This window comes from Roseovarius sp. D22-M7, from assembly GCF_037083785.1.
In the GTDB taxonomy this organism is placed as follows: domain Bacteria; phylum Pseudomonadota; class Alphaproteobacteria; order Rhodobacterales; family Rhodobacteraceae; genus Roseovarius.
This window is the reverse complement of the sequence record NZ_JBAPKY010000027.1, coordinates 24547-50024: the sequence shown is the minus strand read 5'-3', so window position 1 is coordinate 50024 and position 25478 is coordinate 24547. Positions and strand designations below refer to the sequence as shown.

Genomic DNA, 25478 nt, shown 5'->3' with positions numbered 1-25478 from the left:
TCGGCGGCCTCTTCCACCGATTTCGAGATCCGCACCCCGCCCGCGTCGCCGGCCCCGGCCTCCTTGAACTTGCCCTTGCCGCGCCCGCCGGCATGAATCTGCGCCTTCACGACCCAGAGCGGCCCGTCCAGCGCCCCCGCCGCCGTCTTCGCCTCCTCGGCGCGCAATACCACCCGCCCGTCCGAGACCGGAGCCCCGTAAGACCGGAGCAGCGCTTTCGCCTGATACTCGTGGATGTTCACGTCTGTCCTCCTCTTTGGTTTGTGATGCCGGATCCGCCTTGATAACTCCCGCGCATCCGGGGTCTTTTCCAACTACTTGATAAGTGGCAGAAGCTTCTTGAATGCTGGCGTTCCGGCTTTTCCGAGCCATTCGAAGACGACCATCTCTGTGGTGACGATACCCGCACCGCCGACGCTGAGCCGGGCGATGCAGGCCTGCTCGCTTTCGAGGGTGCGAGAGGCGGTGGCGTCCGAGACCACGAACACTTCGAACCCCTGTTCGATCATGCTGGCGCAGGTCTGGACCACGCAGATATGCGCCTCCATCCCGGCGAGGATGACCTGCCTGCGGCCAAGGCCGCCCAGCGTTTCGGCAAAGGTTTCATCCTCCATGCAGGAAAAGTGCATCTTTTCGAGGACGATCGCACCCGGTGTTCCGGTCAACTCCGGAACCGTGCGCCCGAGACCGGCGGGGTATTGTTCTGTCATGATCATCGGCACGCCAACCTCGTGCGCACTGGCAAGAAGCGTGCGCGTGTTGCGAATGGTGCGCGCGGGTGCCTGCATGGCAGGGACAAGGCGCTCCTGCATGTCGATGACCACGAGCACGGATTCTTCGGCCCGGATAAGCATGGCGTGGCTCCAGTTTCGAGATTACTTACGGAAACGCATGTTGGTATGCCACATACCACGAGAAATGATCTGTATCAAGCCGGTCGCCCCGGCGCCCTTGAAAAAGGTGCGAATCGCGGAGGCGCCACAGGCTGCCGAGCCGTGATTTTTCATGTTGCAGCGCAGAAAAACTTTCCAGATCCAGCGAATGGCGATGCGCCGTTATCGCGTCTGGAAGGATAAAAAGACGCGTTTTAACAGAGACTTGAATGTTCAAAAGAGGATGTGCCCCGAATTCGGTCGATGCGTCCGACAGGCTACGAATATGCAGCGATTTCAGCAGCGTTATCGGCCACCGAAAACCGCCATTATGCAGGTGCAGCGGAAATTGTAACCGAATGTGAATTGCGTGAGACGCTTGGCTGGTCTATGGTATCCCACAGAAAACGTGGTTTGCGCCGCTCGTGGGCAGGCTGGAGAAAAACATGAAGCTTCGCCCGATTTCGACGAATTTGACGCTGAAAGACCACGTTTACGAAAGGTTGCGACAGGCAATCACGGAGGTCGATATCTACAGTGCCGATGCGGATCTCAGGTTGGATGAAAGATCGCTCGCGGAGCAGCTCAACGTGTCGAGAACGCCCCTGCGCGATGCGATTTCAAGGCTCGAGGCAGAGGGTCTGGTCGAGGTCATTCCCCGCAAGGGTGTCTTTCTGCTGCGCAAGACCAAGGACGAGATTCTCGAGATGATCGTCGCCTGGGCCGCACTGGAAAGCATGGCGGCGCGGATGGCGACGGTGCACGCGACGGATGTGGAGATCGGGTCGCTTCGCAAGATGATCTCGAAACACAATCACAACAAGTCTGCGACGGGTATTTCGGAATACTCCGAGGAGAACATCCAGTTTCACCTGCGGATCCTCGAGATTTCGCACTGCCTGCTGCTGAAATCCATGGCAGAGGGCCTGTTCCTTCACATGCGGGCCGTGCGGTCACAGGCGATGGGGGAGGCAGACCGGATCAAGCGATCGGTCGTCGATCATGCCGAGATCATCGAGGCGCTTGAATCGCGCGATGCCGATGATGCTGCGGTGAAGGTAAGGGAGCACACGATGCGTTTGCACGAGCATGTCCGGAAGACATGGACGCGGCTCGAGCTTGCGCGGAAGGCAAACGCGGAAACGGCGTGACGCGTTGAACACGCACGTCGTATTGGGAGGGAAGACATGGCTGTAGCCGGTGCCGCATCGGGCGAAACAGAAAAAGAGGCGATCTCCGTCGGAAACGAGACGGACGGGTTCCATCTTTTGATCGACGCGCTGAAACTGAACGGGATCAACACGATCTACAACGTGCCCGGTATCCCCATCACCGATCTGGGGCGCTACGCGCAGGCCCAGGGGATGCGGGTTATCTCGTTCCGTCACGAGCAGCATGCCGGCTATGCCGCTTCGGTCGCGGGGTTCCTGACCAAGAAACCCGGTGTCTGCATGACCGTCTCGGCCCCCGGCTTCATGAACGGGTTGACCGCGCTGGCGAATGCCACCACCAATTGCTGGCCCATGATCCTGATCTCGGGCTCGTCCGAGCGCGAGATCGTCGATCTCGCACAGGGCGACTACGAGGAGATGGATCAGCTTGCCGCCGCCAAGCCGTTCTGCAAGGCGGCCTACAGGCTGACCTACGCGCAGGATATCGGTATTGCCGTGGCCCGCGCCATCCGCTCTGCGGTGTCGGGGCGTCCCGGCGGCGTTTATCTGGATATCCCGGGCGCGATGCTGGGGCAGGTCGTGGATGCGCTCGAAGGTGCGCGCTCTCTGGTCAAGGTGATAGAGCCCGCGCAGCGCCAGATCCCCGCACAGTCGGCGATCGATCGCGCCATCGAGGTCATGAAGGGCGCGAAGCGTCCGTTGATAGTGCTTGGTAAAGGGGCCGCTTACGATCAATCCGACGAGCAGATCCGCGAACTGGTGGAAAAGTCCGGCTATCCGTTCCTGCCGATGTCCATGGCCAAGGGCCTGTTGCCCGACACGCATCCGCAATGTGCCGCGGCCGCGCGGTCGCTGGTGCTCAAGGACTCGGACGTGGTCATCATGATGGGCGCGCGGATCAACTGGCTTCTGAGCCACGGCAAGGGCAAGCAATGGGGCGAGCCGGGTGGCAAACGCTTTGTCCAGCTGGATATCGAGGCCGAGGAGATGGACTCGAACGTCGAGATCGCCGCGCCGATCGTGGGCGATATCGGGTCCTGCTGCGAGGCGCTGATCGCGGCGATGGACGGGGCCGGGATCGCGTCGCCCACGGACTGGCTCGACCAGGTGAACACCAAGGCCACGGCGAACATGGAGAAGATGGCGGCGCGGCTGCGCAACAACAACGATCCGATGGATTACAATGGTGCGCTCGGGGTCATCAAGGAGGCGATCAACGATCATCCCGACACGATCCTCGTGAACGAGGGGGCCAACACGCTCGACTTGTGCCGGTCGATCGTCAACATCCACAAGCCGCGGCACCGGATCGACGTGGGCACCTGGGGCGTGATGGGGATCGGCATGGGATCGGCCATCGCGGCGGCCATCGAGACCGGCAAGCGCGTGCTGGCCGTCGAGGGCGACAGCGCCTTCGGCTTCTGCGGCATGGAGATCGAGACGGTCTGCCGCTACAACCTGCCGATCTGCACCGTCGTGTTCAACAATGACGGTATCTACAAGGGCGATGGCGAGAACTGGGGCGGCGGCGAGGATCCGTCGACCACCGTGTTCGTCAAGGGTTCGCGCTATGACAAGATGATCGAGGCCTTCGGCGGGGTGGGTGTGATCGCCCGCTCGCCCGACGAGCTGAGGATCGCGATCTACGCCGCGCTCGAGAACGGCAAGCCGACCTTGATCAACGCGATCATCGATCCGGCGGCCGGCAAGGAAAGCGGCAATATCGGCAATCTGAACCCGACATCGGTGGTGGCCCAGCGGCTCTACCCGCAGGCACGCAAAGACTGAAGCAAACAACGAAATCGGGGCGTGGGACCACGCCCATGCGGCTCAAAGATGGAGAACCCCATGAAAGCTCTTGAAGGCGTCAAGATCCTTGACTTCACCCACGTTCAATCGGGCCCGACCTGCACACAGCTTCTGGCCTGGTTCGGGGCGGACGTGATAAAGGTTGAACGCCCCGGCGTGGGTGACGCGACGCGCAAACAGCTGGTCGACGTGCCTGATGCGGACAGCCTCTACTTCACCATGCTCAACCACAACAAGCGCTCGATCGAATTGAACCCCAAGACCGAGGCGGGCAAGGAAGTGCTGACGCGCCTGATCGAGACCTGCGATGTGCTGGTAGAGAACTTCGCGCCCGGTGCGCTGGACCGGATGGGCTTTTCCTGGCCCCGGATCCAGGAGATCAATCCGCGTCTCATCATGGCCTCGGTCAAGGGCTTCGGCCCGGGAAACTACGAAAACTGCAAGGTCTACGAGAATGTCGCCCAATGCGCGGGCGGCGCGGCGTCGACCACCGGCTTTCTCGACGGGCCGCCGCTGGTGACGGGCGCGCAGATCGGCGATAGCGGCACGGGCCTGCACCTCGCGCTTGGCATCGTGACAGCGCTTTACCAGCGCGAGCATTCGGGCAAGGGCCAGAAGGTACTGGCGGCCATGCAGGACGGGGTGATCAACCTGTGCCGGGTCAAGCTGCGCGATCAGCAGCGCCTGCAGGCGGGGCCGCTGACCGAATATTCGCAATATGGCAACGGCATCCCCTTCGGCGAGGCGACGCCGCGCGCCGGCAACGACTCGGGCGGGGGTCAGCCGGGCCGCATCCTGAAATGCAAGGGGTGGGAGACCGACAACAACGCCTACACCTATTTCATCACGCAGGCGGCGGTGTGGGAGCAGGTCTGCGACGTGATCGGTGCGCCCGAGTGGAAGGATGCGCCCGGCTACGCCAACGCGGCCGAGCGGCTCGACAAGCTCGACGAGATCTTCGGCCGGGTCGAGGAGTGGACCAAGACCAAGACCAAGTTCGAGGTGATGGATATCTGCAACCCGCTCAACATCCCGGTCGGGCCGATCCTGTCCACCAAGGAGATCATCGAGGACGAGGGCCTGCGCAAGACCGGTACGATCGTCGATGTCGAGCACCCGACACGCGGTCGCTACACTACTGTCGGTTGCCCGGTCAAGATGTCGGACAGCGCGGTCGAGGTGACACGCTCGCCGCTGCTGGGAGAGCATACCGTGGAAATCCTGCGCGATGTTCTGGGCTATGACGGCGAGGACCTGGCGCGGATCACGGAATCCGGCGCGGTCGGCAGCGCGAAGCAGGCCGCCGAATAATCGAGGCATGACGGCAAGGGCCGGCAGTGACCGGCCCACCGTCCCAGGGAGGGGACAGAATGCGACTTATCGTGATGGGGCAGCAGGCCTTCGGCAAGGATGCGCTGGCCAAGCTGCTCGATACCGGGACAGACGAGGTTGTCGCGGTCTACTGCGAGCCGGATCGGGACGGCAAGCCGGTCGATCTGATCAAGGAATTCGCGCTGGAGCAGGGTCTGCCCGTGCACCAGCCCGCCAATTTCGACGATGCCGCCTCGCTCGAGATCCTGGCGGGGCATCAGGCTGATCTGATGATCATGGCCTTCGTGAACGTCTTCGTGCCCGAAGCTGCCCGCGATACGCCGACCCACGGGTCCATCTGTTTCCACCCTTCGTTGTTGCCGTTGCATCGCGGACCGTCCGCGGTCAACTGGCCGATCATCATGGGCGCGACCAAATCGGGCTTTTCATGGTTCTACCCGTCCGACGGGCTGGATGAGGGCGACAGCCTGATGCAGTGGGACTGCGAGATCGGCCCCGATGACACGGTGATCGACCTCTATTTCAAGAAGATCTACCCCAAGGCGGTGGATAGCGTGCTGACGGTCTGCGATCTCTACCGCGACGGCAACCCGCCGCGGATCGTCCCGGACGAGAGCGCGGCCACGTACGAGCGCCGGTGCAATCGCAACCACTCGCGCATCGAATGGCATCGCCCGGTCAAACAGGTCTACGACCTTATTCGCGGCACCAATCCCGCCCCCGGGGCCTGGACCACGCTGGACGGGGCACAGGTGGATATCTTCGACTGCGCCCGCGTGCCCGGCGACGGTGTCTCCGGCCGCGTGCGCGAGGTGTCCGAGGCCGGCATCGCGGTGCAATGCGTCGGTGGCCGGATCCTGATCAAGCGGGTCCGCCCGGCCGGCGGCGGCAAGATCCCCGCCGCCGAGTGGGCGGCCTCCGTCGACCTCGCACCGGGGGCCACCCTCGGGACCTGAACGCAACCTTACAGTCTGGAAATACACCATGTCCGACATCGAAATCGCCCGCGCCGCAAAAAAGAAACCCATTCAGGAAATCGGCGCCAAGCTCGATATCCCGAGCGATCACCTTCTGCCCTTCGGCCATGACAAGGCCAAGGTGTCCGAAGATTTCATCAAGTCCCTCGAGGGCCGCCCGGATGGCAACCTGATCCTCGTGACCGCGATCAACCCGACACCGGCCGGCGAAGGCAAGACCACGACGACGGTGGGCCTTGGCGATGGCCTGAACGCGATCGGCAAGAAAGCCGCGGTCTGCATCCGCGAGGCATCGCTGGGTCCGTGTTTCGGCATGAAGGGGGGTGCCGCCGGCGGCGGCTATGCGCAGGTGGTCCCGATGGAGGACATGAACCTGCATTTCACCGGCGATTTCCACGCCATCACCAGCGCGCACAACCTTCTGGCGGCGATGCTCGACAACCATATCTACTGGGGCAACGAGCAGGAGATCGACATCCGCCGCGTCGTCTATCGCCGCGTGATGGACATGAACGATCGCGCCCTGCGCCAGATCGTGTGCAACCTCGGCGGCGTCGCCAACGGGTTCCCCCGGGAAAGCGGGTTCGACATCACGGTCGCCTCCGAGGTCATGGCGATTCTGTGCCTTGCGACCGATCTGGCCGATCTGGAAAAGAAGCTGGGCGACATCATCGTGGCCTACCGCCGCGACAAGACCCCGGTCTACTGCCGCGACATCAAGGCCGACGGCGCGATGACCGTGCTGTTGCAGCAGGCGATGCAGCCGAATCTCGTGCAGACACTGGAAAACAACCCCGCCTTCGTGCATGGCGGCCCATTCGCCAATATCGCGCATGGCTGCAACTCGGTCGCCGCGACGACGACCGCGCTCAAACTGGCGGATTACGTGGTGACCGAGGCCGGGTTCGGCGCCGATCTGGGCGCCGAGAAGTTCATGAACATCAAGTGCCGCAAGGCGGGTCTGAAGCCCAAGGCGGTGGTGGTCGTCGCCACGGTTCGCGCGATGAAGATGAATGGCGGCGTCGCCAAGGCCGATCTCGGGACCGAAAGCGTCGAGGCCGTCAAGGCGGGCTGCGCCAATCTTGGCCGTCATATCGAGAACCTCAAGGAGTTCGGTGTGCCGGTGGTCGTGGCGATCAATCACTTCGTGACCGATACCGAGGCCGAAGTGCAGGCCGTCAAGGACTACGTCGCAAGCCAGGGCTCGGAGGCGATCCTGTGCATGCACTGGGCCAAGGGATCCAAGGGTACCGAGGAGCTGGCGCACAAGGTGGTGGAGATCGCCGAAAGCGGGGCTGCCGACTACAAGCCCCTCTATCCCGACGAGATGCCGCTTTTCGACAAGATCGAGACCATCGCCAAGCGCATCTACCGCGCCGACGAGGTCGTGGCAGATGAAAAGATCCGCGCCCAGCTCAAGGAATGGGAGGCCCAAGGGTACGGGCATCTTCCGGTCTGCATGGCCAAGACGCAATACAGTTTCACCACCGATCCCAACCGCCGCGGTGCGCCCGACGGCCACAGCCTGCCGGTGCGCGAGGTTCGCCTGAGCGCCGGGGCCGGGTTCGTCGTGGTGATCTGCGGCGAGATCATGACGATGCCGGGCCTGCCCAAGGTGCCCTCGGCGGAATCCATTTGCATCAACGCCGATGGCGTGATCGACGGGTTGTTCTGACCATGGAACAGAGCGCGCTTCATACGATCATGATGCCCGTGCGCGGAGATGGGCAGGGGCCGGTGCTCTTTGCCCATGCCGCCACGCTTGCCAAACGTTTCAACGCGCATGTGCGGGTTGTCCACTGCCATCCCAAGGTCGAGGACATGATGCCTTACGGCGTCGTGATCCCCAGCTTCCTGCGCAAGCAGTTGGCGGAAGCGACGGCCAAGCGCGATGATTACGAAGAGGCCTATCTGCGCGACAAGTTCGTTGCCGATGCCGCCCAGCACGGCATCAGCGTCGAGCCACGCGCGGCCGGCAAACCGACCGCGGCGTGGCGGGAATACGAGGGCAAGCAGGTCGAGGCGGTGCGCCATTACGGCCGCCTCGCGGACCTGATTTGCGTGGCCAAGCCGAACGGGGAGGAGAACCTGGGCTACAACACGTTGAAATCGGCGCTTTTCGCGTCGGGCCGCCCGGTCATGGTCTGTCCGAAGGCCGACCACGTGGCCCCCGATCTCGGCAGCCATGTCGCGATCGGCTGGAACGGCTCGCTCGAGGCGTCCCGCGCGGTGGCGCTTGCCATGCCGCTGATCGAGGGCGCGGACCAGGTGACCGTCCTGACGGCCGGGCGCGTCGAGCATACCGCGACGCCCGAAGAGTTCTGCCATTACCTGGCACAGCGCGGCATCTCCTCGCAGATCAACACCTTCGAACGCAGAGGCAATGTCGGGCGTGCGCTTCTCACGAAATGCACCGAGGTCGGCGCAAACATGCTGATTACCGGCGCCTATCATGAAAGCTACGAGCGGGAGACCCTGCTCGGTGGCAATTCGGCGACCATCGTGGCGGAAGCCGCGATTCCGGTCGTGATGGTGCACTGAGACAGCGTGCAGGACGAAAGTAATTTGTGGACACGACAGGGAGGATAAAATCAAACTCACGACAGGTTCCGTTGCAAGGGACGAACGGCCGAGGAGGGCCGGGGTCCCGTCGGAACCTTTACTGAACCTGACCGGATAGCGGTCGTTAACGGGAGGAAGACATGAATATTGTGAAAACTGTTACACTTGGTATCGCGGCCTTGGGGATCACGGCCCCGGCGGCGATGGCGGAATGGGAACCACGCAAACCGGTCGATTTCGTGATCATGGCCGGTACGGGTGGTGGCGCCGACCAGATCGCCCGTTTCATCCAGAATGTGGTCCAACAGAAGGACATGATGAACCGCCCGCTCATTCCCAATAACCGTGGTGGTGGCTCGGGTGCCGAGGCCTTGATCTGGCTCAACGAGACGAACGATCCCAATCATACGATCCTCGTTACGTTGAACTCGTTCTTCGCCACGCCGATCCGTCAGCCCGAGCTCGGCATCGACATCTCGACGTTCACGCCGATCGCCTTGATGGCCGTCGATCCCTTCGCACTGTGGGTCAACACGAAAAGCGAGGTCGATGACTTCGAAGAATGGATCGAGACCGTGAAGGCAGCAGACGGTGAATACATCGTCGGCGGCACCGGTTCCGGTCAGGAAGACAGCATCGTGTTCGCCTACCTGCAGAACGCCTACGATATCGATCTGAAGTACATCCCATTCAGCGGCGGGGGTGAGGTTGCGTCGGCCCTTGCCGGCGAACAGATCCAGGCCACCGTGAACAATCCCGCCGAGGCGCGAGGCTTCTACCAGTCCGGGGATGTGAAGCCGCTGCTTGTCTTCTCTGACGAGCAGATGGAGGAATACCCCGATGTTCCGACGCTCAAGGAAAAGGGCGAGGATTTCAGCTATAACAACCAGCGGGCCGTAGTCGGTGCGCCGGGCATGTCGGACGAGGCTGCAAAGTACTACCAGGACCTCTTCAAGGAGATTTTCGAGACCGAGGACTGGCAGACCTACATGGAGCGTGAGGCGATGTCGCCGCTCTGGCTGACGCCGGAAGAGCAGCGCGAGTACTGGCAGACGCAGATCAAGCGTCACGAAGAGCTGCTCGCAAGCTTCGAGTAATCCACGCAGTGATCTGAAACAAGGGAGGGCTGGCAATGCGGCTTGGCGAAATCATCACGGCGGGCCTGCTGGCCCTCCTATCCTTGTACTTCATGTACGAGGCGTCGTTAAACGGCTTTGGATACACGCGGGGCAGCGGTCCGCAAGGCGGCTTCTGGCCATTCTGGCTGTCCGTCGGGATGCTCGTATCAACGGGGTTCGTTGCGCTTAACTGGTTCAGGGGGACTTCGCCGGCCTCGCAGTCCGATGAACCCGTGCTCGACGCCTTCGGGCGTAAGACGCTGTTTCTTGTTGGTGGCGGCATCATCGGGTTCGTCGTGCTGGTCGATATCGTGTCGATGTACGGCGCGGTGGCGCTTTTCATGCTCTACTATACCAAGGTGCTCGGGGGGCATAGCTGGTGGGTGACAGCGCCGCTCGTGCTGGTGTTTCCGCTCATGCTTTTCTTCTTCTTCGAAGGGCTGATGCAGATAACGATGCCGACCGGGATGAGCTTTACAGATCCGGTCTACGACATCCTCTACAACATCATCTACTGAGCTGGAGCAAGCTTAGCTGACAAAAGGCGAATAAGCCATGGAAATTCTCTCTCTACTCGGTGACGGTATCGTCACCGCGGTGCAACCCCTCAATCTGATGCTTATCATAGCCGGCGTCTCGGTGGGACTGTTCATAGGTGCGATGCCCGGCCTCGGTTCGGTTAACGGCGTGGCCATTCTCTTGCCGGTCACCTTTCTCGTGCCCCCCGGATCGGCGATCATCTTTCTCGCGGCAATCTACTATGGCGCGATGTACGGCGGAGCCATTTCGTCGATCACGCTGGGCATTCCGGGGGCCTCGACAGCGGTGGCCACGACGTTTGACGGGCGACCACTGGCGCTTCAGGGCAAGGCCCGTCTTGCGTTGGTGGCGGCCGCGATCGGCTCTTTCACCGGAGGTACGGTGGCTGTCCTGCTGTTCACCGGCTTTGCGCCAGCCTTGGCCAGAGTCGCACTCAGCTTCGGTCCGCCGGAGATCTTCGCGCTCATGCTTCTGGCCTTCGCGACCTTTGTCGGGTTGGGCGGTGATGACATCGCAAAGACGATCTTTTCGATCTGTTTCGGGCTTGTGCTGGCGACGGTCGGCTTTGATCAGGTTTCCGGTGCGGCCCGCCTTGTCCTGTTTGACATGAACGGTTTCCTTGGCGGTATCAGTTTTCTCGTGCTGGCGATCGGGGTTTACGGTATCGGCGAGATGCTGTGGACCATCGACAGCATGCGTGGCGGGATTACCCAGAGCAAGGCGGATTATTCCGTAAAAGGCATTATCGAGGACTCGGGGACGACCGTCAGGGAGGGGTGGAAAGGCACGGCAATCGGGTCGTTCCTCGGGTTCTTCGTGGGATTGTTGCCTGCGGCGGGCGCGACCCCGGCATCGCTGATGAGTTACGGCATCGCCAAAATGTTGGCGAAGAACCCCGAAAAGTTCGGCAAGGGCGATGTTGGTGGCGTTGCCGCGCCAGAGGCGGGCAACAACTCTGCCTCCACGGGGTCGATGCTTCCGATGCTTACCTTGGGTATTCCCGGATCGCCGACCACCGCGGTGCTGTTGGGGGGCATGGTGATCTGGGGGCTGGTGCCCGGTCCGCGGCTGTTTGTCGACGAGCCGGAATTCGTCTGGGGTCTCATCGGGTCTTTCTATGTCTCGAACGTCGCAGCGGTGTTCGTGAACATCGCCTTCATCCCGCTCTTCATCTGGATGCTGCGTATGCCGTTCACGGTGCTCGCGCCGCTGATCTTCGTTCTGTCGATCGTCGGAGGTTTTGCCGCGATGAAGGACATGTTCGATATCTGGCTCCTGCTGGTCTTCGGCTTCGGGGCGTTCTTCCTGCGCAAGTTCGATTATCCGGTCGCCCCGGCGGTTCTGGCCATCGTGCTCGGCCCGATCGCGGAACCGACGATGCGCCAGTCACTGCTGATGTCGTCGGGGGATCCGATGATCTTCTTCAACCGGCCAATCGCGGCACCGATCATGGTCGTCGCAATCTTCCTGATCCTGTTGCCGGTCTTCAAGTACATGCTGGATCGGCGCAAGCGGGCGACCGAACAGGGCTGACCCCGCGCGAGGGTGGCGGATACGACACGGGGGAGGGGGCCGACCGGCCCCCTTCAGCTTTCATACCGGGTGCTGCCGCGCCGGTTCTCGTCGATCGGCAATTCCATCAACAGTGGCTGATGCGCGCGTTGCGAACAGGCTTGCCGGGGACAGAGATTGCAATTCAGACCGATCGGCGCGTAAAGCTTGGGATCGTCGAACTTGTAACTTGAGGCATAGCGCAGCCGATGCGCATATTTCGCCTCGCAGCCAAGGGCGAGGGTCACGCGCCGATCCTGCGTTTCCTCGCTGAAGACCGGGCGGTGGACCGTCCGGCTGATCGTGAAATACCGCGCGCCATCGGGCAGTTCGACGAATTGCGGCATCATGACACCCGGCTGGTAAAAGGCTGCGTGGATGTTCCAGACCGGGCACGACCCGCCATATTCGGCCAAGTGAAACGGGGTCGAGTTGAATCGCTTTGTCACGTTGCCGGCCTTGTCGATCCGCAGGAAGAAGAACGGCACGCCCCGCGCGCCCTCGCGCTGCAACGTGGTCAGCCGTTGACAGACCTGTTCGAACGAGGTGCTGAATTCCGTCGCGATCCGGTCGATGTCATAGGCGGCGGCCTCGGCCTCTTGCAGGAAGGCGTCATACGGCATGAGGAACGCAGCCGCGAAATAATTGGCCAGCTCCACGCGCAGCCGGGCGAGCGCGTGCTGCGACTTCAGCCCGCTGCGGAGGACGATATCCGAGATGGCCTCGGGATAGGCCACCAGGCAGAGCACATGTGCAAGCTGGAAGGCGCGGTTCGCGGTGTCGAGCGCCTGTGACAGGTGAACGACGCCGTTGGTCTCGTCATAGTAGCGCAGCGCATCGTTCAGATCCCCGAGCCGCCGGATCCGCACGGTGATGCCATGCCTGTCCTCGAGCAATTGGCGCAGAACGAAATACCGGTCTTCCGGCGAGGTGAAAGTACCGTCGCGGGCGCCCTCGGCGGCCTTCTCCAGTTCGGGAAAATGGTTGCCGTGGTCGCGAAAGAAATTGTGAATCACCGTCTCGGGAGAGCTGCGCAGCAATTCGTCGGCGCCATTGTCCCCGGCCAGGTTCAGGATCTTCTCGAGCGCGGTGCGATAGACCTCGTGCAGTTCGAGGAAGAGATCGACGAGCCGCGGCGCATGATCCACCGCGCCCCGCAATTCCTGTATGTCGGGCCGGCCGGACTTGAGCACCGGATCGCGCGTCGCGTGCCGCAGATCCGCCACCCGACGCGCGGTTTCATCCCGGGTCAGATCGCGCCAATCCACGGCATAGGCATCCGCCAGGGACATGAGCAATTGGACGGAAAGGCTTCGCTGGTTGTTCTCGAGCAGGTTTATGTAGGACGGGCTGACGCCCAGTGTCCGCGCCATCTCGGCCTGTGTCTGGTTTCGTTCCCGTCTGAGTTCACGCAGCCGCGGGCCGATCAGTGTCTTTGCCAATGATCTTTCCTTACAACATTACAAATTTTCCGTTTGTGAATTTAACAATATACACATCAACGATATTTTTATAGCGGTTGTTTCACTCATTTGGTATTTCTTGATGAACTGCGGACAACTCCTGACGAATGCAAAAGGAAGATCATGGCATACAAGATCGTCATACTCGGCGCGTCCTACGGCTCGCTTCTCGGAACAAAGCTGCTGATGGCAGGTCAGGATGTGACGCTGGTCTGCCGGCAGGCCACCGCTGACCTGATCAACAGCGAGGGCACGGATGTGCGCATCAAGTTGCGCGACGAGGCCGAGCACCGGTCGTTCCGCTCTGGCGATCTGCCCGGGAGGCTCGATGCGAATACGCCCGAGCAGGTCAACCCCGACGATTACGACATGGTGGCCCTCGCCATGTCCGAACCGCAATACTGCAACGAGTCCATCGTCGACCTGCTAGGCCGGATCGCGGCGAGCGGCAAGCCCTGCCTGTCGATCATGAACATGCCGCCCTTGCCTTACATGCGCCGGATCGAAAAGCTGGACGCCGGCAAGCTCGAACCCGGCTATACCTGCCCGGACGCGTGGAAAGGGTTCACCCCGGGGGCCGTCACCCTGTGCAGCCCCGATCCGCAGGCCTACCGTTCGCCCGAAGGCGGGGCGAACACGCTGCACGTCGGGTTGCCGACGAACTTCAAGTCGGCACCGTTCGAGAAGCTGGAACACAACAAGATCCTCCGCGACCTCGAATCCGCGATCGACGCCGTGCGGGTCGATGGAATGGACGTGCCGGTGAAGCTGCGGGTGTTCGACTCTCTCTTCGTGCCCTTCGCCAAGTGGAGCATGCTTTTGACCGGCAACTACCGCTGCGTGCTGCCCGACGGGGCCCGCCCGATCAAGGAAGCAGTGCATGGCGATATCGACCTGTCGCAACACATCTACGAGCTGGTGAACGAGGTCGTCAGCCGCCTGGGGGCCGATCCCGAGGACCGCGTTCCGTTCCAGAAATACGCCAACGCCGCCAACGGCCTGCTGAAGCCGTCCTCTGCGGCCCGCGCCATCAATGACGGGGCGCAGCGCGTGGAACGGGTGGACATGCTGGTGACGCTGGTTGCCCAACAGGTCGGAGTGTCCGTATCCGAACTGAGCAGTATTGTCGAAACGGTCAATGCGCGTCTGAAGGAAAACGAACTCGAACATTCCTGAGACGGTTTAGCCGGCATTGCGGGTATCTCACGTGCGCTGACCTTGGGTCAGTGAACGCCGGCAGTGCGCATCACGCGCGGCTTTTCCCAAGAAAGGGCTCTCTGACAACCGGGTCTCTCCCTTGGACGTGGGGGGCCCGCGATCGGGCCGCGCAGTCGGATGCATGTTCGTGCGGCCTTATCTCGTTCGTGCTCATGAACGATGTTTACATCCTGAGATTAGAGGTTAGCGTGTCCCGAAAGTGACCCGGCCCCTGGCATCATTGATCGGGGCAGAGGCAAGAAAACGCGGAGTAGGGATGGCAATCGCGCTGCAAGCGACGGGACTGACCAAGGAGTTCGACGGGTTCGTCGCCGTGAACAACGTCGATCTGTCGATCGAGAAGGGTTCTATCCATGCCCTGATCGGGCCGAACGGGGCCGGCAAGACGACCTGTTTCAACCTTCTGACGAAGTTTCTGCAACCGACGCGCGGGACCATCACGTATGAAGGGTGCGACATCACCCGGATGAAGCCGACCGACATCGCCAGACTTGGCATGGTGCGGTCGTTCCAGATCTCGGCGATCTTTCCCGATCTGACGGTCTTGCAGAACGTGCGCGTCGCGTTGCAGCGCACCCGCGGCGAAAGCTACGATTTCTGGCGATCCGACCGCATCCTCGCGAAGCTCAACGATCAGGCATGCGCGCATCTCGACGAGGTCGGTCTGGCGGAGTTCACCAACGAACGGGCCGCGGCGCTGCCTTACGGTCGCAAGCGCGCGCTGGAGATTGCGACCACGCTCGCGCTTGCGCCGGACATGCTGTTGCTCGACGAGCCGATGGCGGGCATGGGGCGGGAGGATGTCACGCTCATCTCGCAGCTGATCCGCCGGATCGCGAAGAATCGCACCGTGCTGATGGTGGAACACAATCTGTCGGTGGTGGCCGATCTGTCGGACCGCATCACGGTTCTGGCGCGTGGCGAAATCCTGGCCGAAGGCACCTACGAGGAGATTTCCAAGGCCCCCGAGGTGATCGAGGCATATATCGGAGCGAGCCATGAGTGACCCGTCCAATGTGCTGCTGAAGGTTTCCGGCCTGCAGGGCTGGTATGGCGAAAGCCACGTGCTGCACGGTATCGATTTCGAGGTCCGCAAGGGTGAGGTCGTCACCCTGCTGGGCCGCAACGGGGCGGGCAAGACCACGACCCTGCTGGCGATCATGGGCATCCTGAAAAAGCGCACCGGGTCGATCACGTTCTCCGGCGCCGAGCTGATCGGGTTGCAGCCGCGCCAGATCGCCCGGCAGGGCATCGCCTTCTGCCCCGAGGAGCGCGGGATCTTCGCGTCGCTCAGCGTCGAGGAGAACCTGATGCTGCCGCCGCGCATCACCGAGGGCGGCCTGAGCATCGAACGCATCTACGATCTCTTCCCCAACCTTTACGAGCGGCGCAAGAGCAGCCAGGGCTCCAAGCTGTCTGGTGGCGAGCAGCAGATGCTGGCCATCGCGCGGATCCTGCGCACCGGTGCCAAGACCCTGCTGCTAGACGAGCCGACCGAAGGCCTCGCCCCGGTCATCGTCCAGCAGATCGGCCATACCATCGAGGCGCTGAAGGACGAGGGATTCACGATTGTGCTGGTCGAGCAGAACTTCCACTTCGCCGCGTCGGTCGCCGACCGGCACTACATCGTCGATCAGGGCCGCGTGGTGGACATGATCCCCAATGCAGAGCTTGAAGAGAATACCCAGAAACTTCACGACTACCTGGGTGTCTGAACCATAAGGCACCCGGTTCAACGGCGCATCCGCGCCGCAAACAGGAGGAAAAGACATGATCAGGAAGCTTGCCATCAGTCTCTCGGCTTTCGCCGCGATGACCGGTGCGCCCGCCGTGGCGCAGGATATCGACGTCAAGCTGGGCGTTCTCAACGACCGGTCGGGGACCTATGCGGACCTGTCGGGCGAGGGCTCTGCGGTGGCCACGCGCATGGCGGTCGAGGATTTCGGTGCTGCCGAGAAGGGCATGGACGTCGAGGTGCTGTCGGCCGACCACCAGAACAAGCCCGACGTCGGCAGCAACATCGCGCGCGAGTGGTACGATGTGGAAGGTGTCGATGCGATCGTCGACGTGCCGACCTCGTCGGTGGCGCTGGCCGTGGCCGACATCACCGCCGACAATAACGGCGTATTTCTGATTTCCGGGGCCGGATCGACCAGCCTGACGCGCGAGCAGTGCCAGCCGACGACCGTGCACTGGACCTACGACACCGCAGCGCTGGCCAATGGCACCGGCGGCGCCGTGACCAATGCCGGCGGAGAGAAGTGGTTCTTCCTGACCGCCGACTACGCGTTCGGCCACTCGCTGGAGGAAAACACCATGGACGTTGTCCGCGAGAATGGCGGCGAGGTCGTGGGCAGCGTACGTCACCCCTTCCCGGCACAGGATTTCTCGTCCTACCTGCTGCAGGCGCAAGGGTCCGGCGCTGACGTGATCGGGCTGGCCAATGCCGGCAGCGATACTGTCAACGCCATCAAGCAGGCCTCGGAATTCGGCATCACCCAGGCCGGGCAGTCGCTGGCCGCGCTGCTGATGTTCGTCACCGACGTGCATTCGCTGGGGGCCGAGACGGCGCAGGGCCTGAACCTGACCGAGGCGTTCTACTGGGATCAGAACGACGCCACCCGTGAATGGACCGAACGCTACGAGGCCGAGATGGGCTCGAAGCCGACGATGGTCCATGCCGGCGCCTATTCCTCGACACTTGCCTATCTCGCGGCGGTCGAGGCGCTGGGCAGTGCCGAGGACGGCGCGGCCGTGGTCGCCCAGATGCGCGAAATGGACATCGACGATCCGTTCTTCGGCAAGGTCGAGATCCGCGGCGACGGGCGCGCGGTCCACGACATGTATCTCTTTGAGGTCAAGTCGCCGGACCAGTCGGAAGGCGAATGGGACCTCTACAATCAGGTCGCGACCATCAGCGGCGAGGATGCCTTTCTGCCGATGCTGGAAGAGTGTGACTTCTCCAAGCAGTAAGTTCTGAAACACGTGGCGTCCCGCCCTTGTCGGGGCGCCACGTACGCTGACCGACGAACAATCCAAGGGTAGCCGTCATGTTCGAGCTTCTGGGAATACCGCCGCAGGTTCTGCTGGGCCAGCTTCTGCTGGGCCTGATAAACGGGTCTTTCTACGCGGTTCTGTCGCTGGGTCTGGCCGTGATCTTCGGATTGCTGAATATCATCAATTTCGCCCATGGGGCGCTTTACATGGCGGCGGCCTTCGTGGCCTGGATGTTCCTCAACTATCTCGGCATCGGCTACTGGCCCGCGCTGATCCTGTCGCCGCTGATCGTCGGCGCCTTCGGCATGGTTCTGGAGCGCACCATGCTGTCGCGGCTTTACCACCTCGACCACCTCTACGGGCTGCTTCTGACGTTCGGTCTGGCGCTGGTCATCCAGGGGCTGTTTCGGAACTATTATGGCGTGTCCGGCCTGCCGTACCAGATCCCCGAAGCCCTGGGCGGCGGGACCAACCTGGGCTTCATGTTCCTGCCGAACTACCGCGCCTGGATCGTGGTCGCCTCTGTCCTCGTGTGTTTCGGCACATGGTTCCTGATCGAAAAGACCCGGCTGGGCGCCTATCTGCGCGCCGGTACGGAAAACCCGGTGCTGGTCGGTGCCTTCGGCGTGAACGTCCCCCTGATGATCACCCTGACCTATGGCTTCGGCGTGGCACTGGCCGGGTTCGCCGGCGTGCTGGCCGCGCCGATCTACTCGGTCAACCCGGTGATGGGCGAACAGTTGATCATCACCGTTTTCGCGGTGGTGGTGATCGGCGGCATGGGCTCGATCATGGGGGCGATCCTGACGGGTTACATGCTGGGCATCGTCGAGGGCCTGACACGGGTGTTCTACCCCGAGGGATCGAACGTCGTGATCTTCGTCATCATGGCAATCGTGCTGATGTTGAAACCTGAAGGACTGTTCGGGAGGCCCGCCTGATGGCTATGGCAGACAATACAACCTCGCGTGCCGCACCTGGCGCCGGCATGCCGATGCTGCACAAGGTCATCTTCGCGGTGCTGCTGGTGTTCCTGATCACGCTGCCGTTCTTCGTGTATCCGGTCTTCGCGATGAAAGTCATGTGTTTCGCGTTGTTCGCGGCCGCATTCAACCTTTTGCTGGGCTTCGGCGGGCTGCTGTCGTTCGGCCATGCCGCCTATTTCGGCGGTGCCAGCTATATCGCCGCGCATGCCTCCAAGGTCTGGGGGCTGACCCCAGAGCTGTCGATCCTGTGCGGGGCCGCGGCCGCGGCCTTTCTGGGCTTCATCATCGGGTCGCTGGCGATCCGCAGGCAGGGCATCTATTTCGCCATGGTGACGCTGGCCTTCGCGCAGATGGTCTATTTCATCGCCCTGCAGGCAGATTTCACCGGCGGCGAGGACGGGATACAAAGCGTGCCGCGCGGCAACCTCTTCGGGCTGGTCTCGCTGGAGGACAACATGGCGCTTTACTTCTTCGTGCTGCTGGTGACCTTCGGCGGCATCCTCGCGCTTTACCGGATCGTGCATTCGCCCTTCGGCGAGGTTCTGAAGGCAATCCGGGAGAACGAGCAGCGCGCGACGTCCCTCGGCTACGACGTGAACCGCTACAAGCTGATCGTCTTCACGCTGTCGGCGACGATGGCCGGCGTGGCCGGCGCCACGAAAAGCCAGGTCTTCCAGTTGGCCACGCTGACGGATGTGCACTGGTCGATGTCCGGCGAGGTGGTGCTGATGACGCTTCTGGGCGGCATGGGCACGGTCTTCGGGCCGCTGGTCGGCGCGGGCCTGATCGTGACGATGCAGAACTACCTCGCCACGTTCGGGGCGTGGGTCACGATCATCCAGGGCGTGATCTTCGTGCTCGGTGTGCTGATGTTCCGCGAGGGGATTGTGGGTGTCATTTCGCGCTGGTTGAAACGTCCGCTCTGATCCCGTGACCGGATGGATGGGGCCTCGCCCCGACATGATGCTGCAGGAGGCGCGCGACGTCCCTGTTGGCGGCGGTTGCGAAGAGAATGGCGTGCGCCGGTGTGAACTCGCCTGCGGTGACAATCAGCGTCTTGATGAGCGACAGGTGGATTTGCTCGACGACGTCCGGCACGAGTACGGCGTTGCTGTGAAGACCGGGACTTTCGTGCAGGAACACCAGGAAAAAGCTGAGAAACCATTGCAGGCACGTGGATCGCTCCTCGAGTTCCACACCTTTTGAGGACGCTCGGAATCCGAAACCCAGATCCGGAAATGGTTGCCATCGACCTCGAAGCGGAAACGACAGTCGCCCAGGCGCCACTAGAGCCCGAATCGATCGCCGAGGCGCATGACAGCCGATTGCAGACGTATCGACCGCGTGCGCTCGGCCTCGGCGATACCCGCCATCAGCTGCGGGTCAAGTCCGTGCTCGACACGGTTCCACGGTGACCAATGCGTTCGACCCCGCCGCGTTGGACCTTTTCCCGCGCGAGGCGACGCTCGGCGTCCTCACGGTTGTCGCGCCCCAGTTCGAGGATCTCGGTCGGCTGCAGCCCGACGAACCCGAAGAGCATGCGCAGTGTGAACCTTGGCGAATTGCTTTGCACCAAGATCATCGCGCGCCATGTCCTCGACGAGATGTGGCAGGTAGATCTCCGAGTCGAGGTTCCCCTTGCTGGAACAATAGACGCAGCCGGGCAGCCGCGACAGCAAGGCCGCATCATGGTGGTGCCGGCCACCGTCGGGGCGCTTTCGATCCCTGTCAGCATGATCTCGACGGTCCCGAGGGCGGTCCTGCGCAGCTCGACCCGGCCGTCCGGCGCATCTTTGGCGTCAAGCCGGGTGCGTGCGGCCTGAATGCCTGCGTTCACGCGACCGGCGGCGCCTTGCCATTGGCGGTCATGGTAAGGGACTCTACCGTGTAGCTGCCATCATAGAGCCGGCCGAAGGCGACACGGCGTGCGGCCGGCGCGGGGATGCCGGCAAGCGCCGAGATGTCATCGGCGAGCGGACCGGTGTCGAACTCGGCAAGGATGAAGCGGTAGGTGCCGGGCGCGGTCCCGATCTCGGCGCACAACGACTAAGGATAGTCCGAGACCGGGTCGAGGCCGCCATCCGCGACGGGGTTCAGCTTCCACAGAGGCAGCAGCAGGTTCGTCTTGCCGGACTCGTTCACGCTCACCAGCGCGGTGACCTTGCCGAGGTCCAGCCACCCGCTTTCCTTGACCAAGCAGAAATGCGTGACTCTGTAGCGCAGAAGCGTCAGGGGCGTCTGGTCCGTTGTGACACCCTCGGGGCCGGTCGCTTGAGCGTCTTGTGTAAGGGGCGGGGTGATGGGATCGTGGCGCATGTCATGGTTCCTCTTTTTTGAGTGTTGAATGATGGGGGATCAGGGGGTCGCGTGATCCGATGCGTGCAATGGCGCCTCGACAGCGGTCTCGAAGTCAGGGGTCTGGCTGAACCGGCGCTCCAGGATTTCGATCATGAGCAGCGCCACGATACCTGGCTGGCCAAGCCGGCCGGCGCCGTTCCAGGCGTCAACCGCCGCCGGGACCGCACGCCCGCGTCGCGCCATGGCCCGGCGCCGCCGCGCCAGTGTCTCGTTCATCCGTGCCGCGGCCCGGGCCATCGGTGCCCCGAGCGCAGCCAGGAACGCGGCCCAGCCGACGCGACGCGGGTGGGCATCGATAGCAGCGGCCAACGCGATCAAGGACCCCGCGAGGATCGGCCAGACACTGCCCCGGGGCCGCCTCGGTAATCGGTAGCGCGTCGCTTCCGGCCAGGGCGGGCCAGAGCAACGGCAACGCCACGGATCCGAGTATCAGCGCAACGAACGGCAGGACCACTGCGTCGACCGTGACCCAGGCCAGGGCTGCTGGACGAGCGCGCCACACCTGCACGAGAAACCGAGCCATGATCAGCGTCGTGACCACGCCCGAAAGCGAGAGTGCCAGCGTCAGCCAGGACACCCAGCCTGCGGGCCCTTCGTATAGCGCGGATTTGAGCGCCTCCTTGCCCAAGGCCCCCGAAAAGGTCGGAAGGCCCGACAGGATCAGGACGGGCAGCAAGAGGGCGGCGGTCATCACCACGGCCCCGATGCGGCCATCCTGTGCCGCGAAGGCGCCCGTGCCGAGGAACAACGCGCCCTTGGCGAGCGCGTGATGCGCCGCAAGAAAGACAAGTACCGGCAGGATGACGGCCCATGCCTCCGGGACCGACAGCGAGACCCCGATCCCCAGTGCCATGATGCCCATCTGGCTGACGCTCGAAAACCCGAGCACGGCCTTGGGGCTCGGTTCCCGCGCCGCGAGCAGAAGGGCGGTGAAGATCGTCACCAGCCCTGCGGACATCATCACCACACCCGGATCGGCATAGGCCGCGCGGCCAAGCGGCACGGCCACGATGATCCGGTAAAGCCCAGCCTTGATCATGGCCCCCGACAGCACGGCACCACTGGGGCCCGTGGCCCCGATCCACAGAAGGTATCCGCGCGTGACGTCGCCCACAGGCAGGATGACGCGCGCAAAGCGCTGGCAGATCTCGCCGGGGATGGGGGCCGAGCCATCCGGCAGCCCGCGATCGATCTGCCAAACGATGATCACCGACGCGAGCAGGACCACGACCTCTATCAGCGTGTCACTGGACCGGAAATTGAGCAGGACCGCGGTGACCGGATGCACGACGCCGCGTTGCGCCATGGCCCCGCCGGTCACCCCGGTTCCGATGACCGCCTCGGCACGCGCCACGTCGGGTGCCATGAGACGCACGAAACCGATGGCGACGAAGATCCCGAAGACGGCGAACGCGACGATCATCGCAAAGGGATCGCGCGCAAGCAGCGTGAGGCCCGCGATGCCGACGATGGCCACCGCGAGCAAAGGGTCGAAGACGAGGAGCGGATCGGTCACCGGCGCCCCTCCTGCATCGGAACGCAGGCATGCCGCGCGTGCCGGGCAATGAGATGCCCGGCGATCGCGCCCGACAGCGCCACGAGGACCCGGATCAGCACGATACGCACGGCCTCTCCCAAGGCGTCGGTACCGCAGGCCGCGCCCAGGCAGATCAGGGCAAGGCCCATCCCGTCGGCCTTCGTCAGCGCGTGCAGCCGGACGAAGACATCGGGAAACCGCACGAGACCCACGTTGCCCGCGACGACCGTGGTTCCCAGCAGCTGCGCGGATATCATTCGGTCACTTTGGGACGGGCCGCGCAGGATGCGCTATGGGCTGGGATCGGCTGCGCAGGGTTCTCAAAGCGGCACCGTGGTGTATGGTATCCGGACAAGGGATCACGAAAGGGATTTTGACATGGCTTTGCTGCAGCACGACACGCGTTCCGGGCCGATGAACGAGCAGGACGCGCACGCCGCGTTCCATCGAAACCGTGCCGCCGTCCAGTTCGCCAAGCTCGACCGTGACTTCGATCAGATCAGCGAGTTTCAGCGCTTCGTTCGATGGGAGCTTGACCGGGGCAACGCCAAGCCGATGCGCCCGGAAGTGAAAATCCTGGCCGAGATCATCGAGCGCGAGCCCTTCGTGCGCATGTATGCCAGGGAGGGGCTGTCGGAGATCCCATGGCCGCGGCGCCATTTCGACAGCGTCGACCAGATGCTGCAGGCGATCAACTACGTCACCTGGACCGCGCCGATCTTTCGGGACGTCAATTCGATCTCGTGGCAGTTTCCGCTCTCGGCGCTGATGAATTTCTGGATGATGACGCCCTCCGGCAAGCAGCTGATGCGCATGCCGCAGTTCAACGATGCGATCAATGACGTCATGGCCGCATGGTGCAGCTTTCTCGACAGCCCGGACAGTCTCTATGTCCTCAATGACGGGCCGACGGGCTGGCTTAACGAGAAGGCGCTCGAATACAACAAGGTGGTCGAGGACTACGAGATTCCCGACCGCGACGCGCCGCACTGGGGCTGGAAATCCTATAACGAGTTTTTCCACCGCATGGTGCGCGCCGATCGGCGCCCGGTGGACGACCCCGACAGCAATCGGGTCATCAACTCGCCGAATGACGGCGTCGCCTGGGCGATCGAGCACTATGCGCAGCGCGACGATGCATTCTGGCTCAAGACGCAGGTCTATTCGCTCGGCAACATGCTCAACCAGAGCCCGTTCACCGAACGCTTCGTCGGTGGCACGGTCTACCAGACCTACGTGAACGGCGGGGCAGATTGGCACGGATTCTCCGCGCCGATCAACGGGGTCGTCAAGGGCGTCGAGAAGGTCCGTGGCTACTGCTGGAGCGAGAGCGACGCGGTTGGCCCGGACCCGATGTCGGGACCCTACTCGCAGGGCTGGGCGGCGGGCGTCGCATCGCGCGCGATGATCTATATCGACAGTGGCGACACCACGCTCGGCATGGTCTGCGTGATCCCGATCGGACTGACCGAGGTCTCTTCGCTCGACTGCTTCGTGAAGGAGGGCGACGCGGTCAAGAAGGGCGATGTTCTCGGCCAGTTCAGCTTTGGCGGCTCGTCCTTCGCGCTGGTCTTTCAGCCCGGCGCGGTGCGCGAGATCCTGGTCAAGCCGCCGTTGACCGGCCGCAACGCCCAGCCCGAGGACACGCTGCGGGCCAACGAGCGCTGCGCCATCGCCAATCTCGACGGCGATGGCGGCTGAGCGGCGCGCCGCACGGCGGGGGCACGCGCATGATTGACCGCCAGGACGAACTCGATGCCCGATACCGCGGTCTTTACCCGGTGCGCGCCGGCTTTCTGCCCGCCGGGCGCCACGGCGTGACCCCCTTCAATCGCGGTCTGCAGGCAGCTGCGATGCGCCGCGACGATGCCGAGTTGGAGCCTTCGGTGCAGGCGCTCGCGCGGCTGATGGAGCGCGACGGGGTGGTCAGGATGCTCGTCGCGGAGATGATCGATGAGGTGGACGCGGCGCATCGCACCGTCGAGACGCCCGGGGAGTTGCTGCGCCAGCTCGACCACATCATCCGTCTGGCTCCGCATTGGGAAGACGATCCGGCCAAGCGCCACTTCTTCCCGATGTCGACGCTTTTCACTTACATGATGATGACGCGGGCGGGCGAGGCGGCGTTTCGCAATCGCCGGTTCAACGACGCGCTTCGCGCGATCCTGCGCGCCTGGTGCGCCTATCTCGACAGCCCCGACAGCCGCGACGTGCTCAACGAGGGACCGCATGGCTGGCTGTCACCGCAGGCGCAGCGCTACAACCGTCTCGATACCTGCAGGATTCCCGACAAGGACGCGTCGCATTGGGGCTTCGCGTCCTTCAATGCGTTCTTCCATCGCGAGATCAAACCCTCCGAGCGGCCGATTTCGGCACCCGCGGATCCTCGGGTCGTCGTCTCGGCCAATGACGGCACGGTTTACCGCGTCGCGCGCGAAGTGGCGTCCGACGCACCCTTCTGGATCAAGGCGCAGCCCTATTCCGTGCGCGACATGCTGGCCGGCAGCCCGCTGACCGAGCGGTTCGCCGGGGGCGACGTGCTGCAGAGCTATCTCTCGGGCGCGGACTATCACCGCTGGCACGCGCCTGTTGCGGGCACGGTGGTCGAGCTGCGCGTGGTCGAGGGCCTCATGTTCTCGAATCTCGAGAGTATGGGCAACGATATCTCTGGCATGGGCAGCCAAGGCTATTACACGAACATCAACACGCGGGGGATCTGCATCATCAAGGCGGATCACCCCGGTCTCGGCCACGTTTGCGTGATGCCGGTCGGAATCACCGAAGTCTCCTCGATCCGCCACAGTGTCGAAGCGGGCGACCGTGTCGAGAAGGGCCAGGAGATCGGTCGCTTTTCCTACGGAGGGTCCAGCATGGCGCTGTTGTTCGAACGCGGGGCGATCGAGCGTTTCACTGCCTTCGTGCCCGACGACCCGGGGCGCACGGGCCGGATCCGGGTCAATGCCGAGATCGCGATCGCCACTTGAGC

At 63.0% G+C, this 25478-nt stretch carries 26 protein-coding genes; 18 read left to right on the top strand and 8 right to left on the bottom strand.

What is annotated here, in order from left to right; all coding sequences use genetic code 11:
• Positions 1-242, bottom strand: a 242-nt coding sequence (locus tag V8324_RS13040; RefSeq protein ID WP_336420364.1) for an ATP-grasp domain-containing protein, incomplete at its 3' end; no start/stop codon positions are given.
• Between the two features lie 72 nt (positions 243-314).
• A complete protein-coding gene (locus tag V8324_RS13035) occupies positions 315-854 on the bottom strand; it encodes a hydrolase (RefSeq protein WP_336420363.1) in 540 nt (179 codons plus the stop codon).
• Positions 855-1318: 464 nt separating this feature from the next.
• Between V8324_RS13035 and V8324_RS13030 the strand changes: the two genes are divergently transcribed.
• The 9 genes from V8324_RS13030 to V8324_RS12990 all read left to right on the top strand — a co-directional run bounded on the left by V8324_RS13030 (position 1319) and on the right by V8324_RS12990 (position 11915).
• Complete coding sequence (locus tag V8324_RS13030) at positions 1319-2023, top strand: GntR family transcriptional regulator (protein ID WP_336420362.1); 705 nt, start codon at positions 1319-1321, stop codon at positions 2021-2023.
• A gap of 36 nt (positions 2024-2059) precedes the next feature.
• Entirely contained in the window at positions 2060-3832 is a 1773-nt protein-coding gene (gene oxc / locus V8324_RS13025) for an oxalyl-CoA decarboxylase (protein WP_336420361.1), read from the top strand.
• A gap of 60 nt (positions 3833-3892) precedes the next feature.
• Entirely contained in the window at positions 3893-5164 is a 1272-nt protein-coding gene (frc, locus tag V8324_RS13020) for a formyl-CoA transferase (protein ID WP_336420360.1), read from the top strand.
• Positions 5165-5223: 59 nt separating this feature from the next.
• Positions 5224-6141: a methionyl-tRNA formyltransferase gene (locus tag V8324_RS13015; protein ID WP_336420359.1), complete on the top strand. Its 918-nt coding sequence runs from the start codon at positions 5224-5226 to the stop codon at positions 6139-6141.
• 28 nt (positions 6142-6169) lie between these two features.
• Complete coding sequence (locus V8324_RS13010; protein ID WP_336420358.1) at positions 6170-7837, top strand: formate--tetrahydrofolate ligase; 1668 nt, start codon at positions 6170-6172, stop codon at positions 7835-7837.
• A 2-nt stretch (positions 7838-7839) separates the two neighbouring features.
• Positions 7840-8703 (top strand): universal stress protein, encoded by an 864-nt coding sequence (locus tag V8324_RS13005; RefSeq protein ID WP_336420357.1) that lies wholly within the window; start codon positions 7840-7842, stop codon positions 8701-8703.
• Positions 8704-8864: 161 nt separating this feature from the next.
• Positions 8865-9821, top strand: a complete 957-nt coding sequence (locus V8324_RS13000) for a Bug family tripartite tricarboxylate transporter substrate binding protein (RefSeq protein WP_336420356.1) — start codon at positions 8865-8867, stop codon at positions 9819-9821.
• A 35-nt stretch (positions 9822-9856) separates the two neighbouring features.
• Complete coding sequence (locus tag V8324_RS12995; RefSeq protein ID WP_336420355.1) at positions 9857-10360, top strand: tripartite tricarboxylate transporter TctB family protein; 504 nt, start codon at positions 9857-9859, stop codon at positions 10358-10360.
• A 37-nt stretch (positions 10361-10397) separates the two neighbouring features.
• The gene (locus V8324_RS12990) at positions 10398-11915 is read left to right on the top strand and encodes a tripartite tricarboxylate transporter permease (RefSeq protein WP_336420354.1); all 1518 of its coding nucleotides are present in this window, start codon (positions 10398-10400) and stop codon (positions 11913-11915) included.
• A gap of 53 nt (positions 11916-11968) precedes the next feature.
• Here the strand turns inward: V8324_RS12990 and V8324_RS12985 are convergent, their stop codons facing one another.
• The gene (locus V8324_RS12985) at positions 11969-13375 is read right to left on the bottom strand and encodes a helix-turn-helix domain-containing protein (RefSeq protein ID WP_336420353.1); all 1407 of its coding nucleotides are present in this window, start codon (positions 13373-13375) and stop codon (positions 11969-11971) included.
• Between the two features lie 144 nt (positions 13376-13519).
• Here V8324_RS12985 and V8324_RS12980 point away from each other — a divergent pair, with 144 nt between their 5' ends.
• The 7 genes from V8324_RS12980 (at position 13520) to V8324_RS12950 (ending at position 19803) form a co-directional block, all read left to right on the top strand.
• Entirely contained in the window at positions 13520-14572 is a 1053-nt protein-coding gene (locus V8324_RS12980; protein ID WP_336420352.1) for a ketopantoate reductase family protein, read from the top strand.
• Between the two features lie 298 nt (positions 14573-14870).
• A complete protein-coding gene (locus V8324_RS12975) occupies positions 14871-15620 on the top strand; it encodes an ABC transporter ATP-binding protein (protein ID WP_336420351.1) in 750 nt (249 codons plus the stop codon).
• Positions 15613-16329 carry an ABC transporter ATP-binding protein gene (locus tag V8324_RS12970; RefSeq protein WP_336420350.1) on the top strand — a complete coding sequence of 239 codons (717 nt, stop codon included), beginning with the start codon at positions 15613-15615 and terminating at the stop codon, positions 16327-16329. The genes V8324_RS12975 and V8324_RS12970 overlap by 8 nt, the downstream gene beginning before the upstream one ends.
• Before the next feature lie 55 nt (positions 16330-16384).
• Positions 16385-17587, top strand: a complete 1203-nt coding sequence (locus V8324_RS12965; RefSeq protein ID WP_336420349.1) for an ABC transporter substrate-binding protein — start codon at positions 16385-16387, stop codon at positions 17585-17587.
• 77 nt (positions 17588-17664) lie between these two features.
• Positions 17665-18552 carry a branched-chain amino acid ABC transporter permease gene (locus tag V8324_RS12960; RefSeq protein WP_336420348.1) on the top strand — a complete coding sequence of 296 codons (888 nt, stop codon included), beginning with the start codon at positions 17665-17667 and terminating at the stop codon, positions 18550-18552.
• A 5-nt stretch (positions 18553-18557) separates the two neighbouring features.
• On the top strand, positions 18558-19523 hold the full coding sequence (locus tag V8324_RS12955) for a branched-chain amino acid ABC transporter permease (RefSeq protein WP_336420366.1): 966 nt from the start codon (positions 18558-18560) through the stop codon (positions 19521-19523).
• Between the two features lie 34 nt (positions 19524-19557).
• Positions 19558-19803 (top strand): hypothetical protein, encoded by a 246-nt coding sequence (locus V8324_RS12950; protein WP_336420347.1) that lies wholly within the window; start codon positions 19558-19560, stop codon positions 19801-19803.
• A 166-nt stretch (positions 19804-19969) separates the two neighbouring features.
• Here the strand turns inward: V8324_RS12950 and V8324_RS12945 are convergent, their stop codons facing one another.
• From V8324_RS12945 to V8324_RS12925, 5 genes are all read right to left on the bottom strand, one after another.
• Positions 19970-20434: a hypothetical protein gene (locus V8324_RS12945; RefSeq protein ID WP_336420346.1), complete on the bottom strand. Its 465-nt coding sequence runs from the start codon at positions 20432-20434 to the stop codon at positions 19970-19972.
• Entirely contained in the window at positions 20431-20640 is a 210-nt protein-coding gene (locus V8324_RS12940) for a hypothetical protein (protein ID WP_336420345.1), read from the bottom strand. Before V8324_RS12940 ends, V8324_RS12945 begins: the two co-directional genes overlap by 4 nt.
• A 3-nt stretch (positions 20641-20643) precedes the next feature.
• Positions 20644-20913, bottom strand: a complete 270-nt coding sequence (locus tag V8324_RS12935) for a hypothetical protein (RefSeq protein ID WP_336420344.1) — start codon at positions 20911-20913, stop codon at positions 20644-20646.
• A gap of 187 nt (positions 20914-21100) precedes the next feature.
• Positions 21101-22471: a hydrogenase subunit MbhD domain-containing protein gene (locus tag V8324_RS12930; protein WP_336420343.1), complete on the bottom strand. Its 1371-nt coding sequence runs from the start codon at positions 22469-22471 to the stop codon at positions 21101-21103.
• Positions 22468-22749: a cation:proton antiporter gene (locus V8324_RS12925; protein WP_336420342.1), complete on the bottom strand. Its 282-nt coding sequence runs from the start codon at positions 22747-22749 to the stop codon at positions 22468-22470. Before V8324_RS12925 ends, V8324_RS12930 begins: the two co-directional genes overlap by 4 nt.
• Positions 22750-22870: 121 nt before the next feature.
• Here V8324_RS12925 and V8324_RS12920 point away from each other — a divergent pair, with 121 nt between their 5' ends.
• On the top strand, positions 22871-24193 hold the full coding sequence (locus tag V8324_RS12920; protein ID WP_336420341.1) for a phophatidylserine decarboxylase associated domain-containing protein: 1323 nt from the start codon (positions 22871-22873) through the stop codon (positions 24191-24193).
• A gap of 29 nt (positions 24194-24222) precedes the next feature.
• The gene (locus V8324_RS12915; RefSeq protein ID WP_336420340.1) at positions 24223-25476 is read left to right on the top strand and encodes a phosphatidylserine decarboxylase family protein; all 1254 of its coding nucleotides are present in this window, start codon (positions 24223-24225) and stop codon (positions 25474-25476) included.
• Positions 25477-25478: the final 2 nt, after the last annotated feature.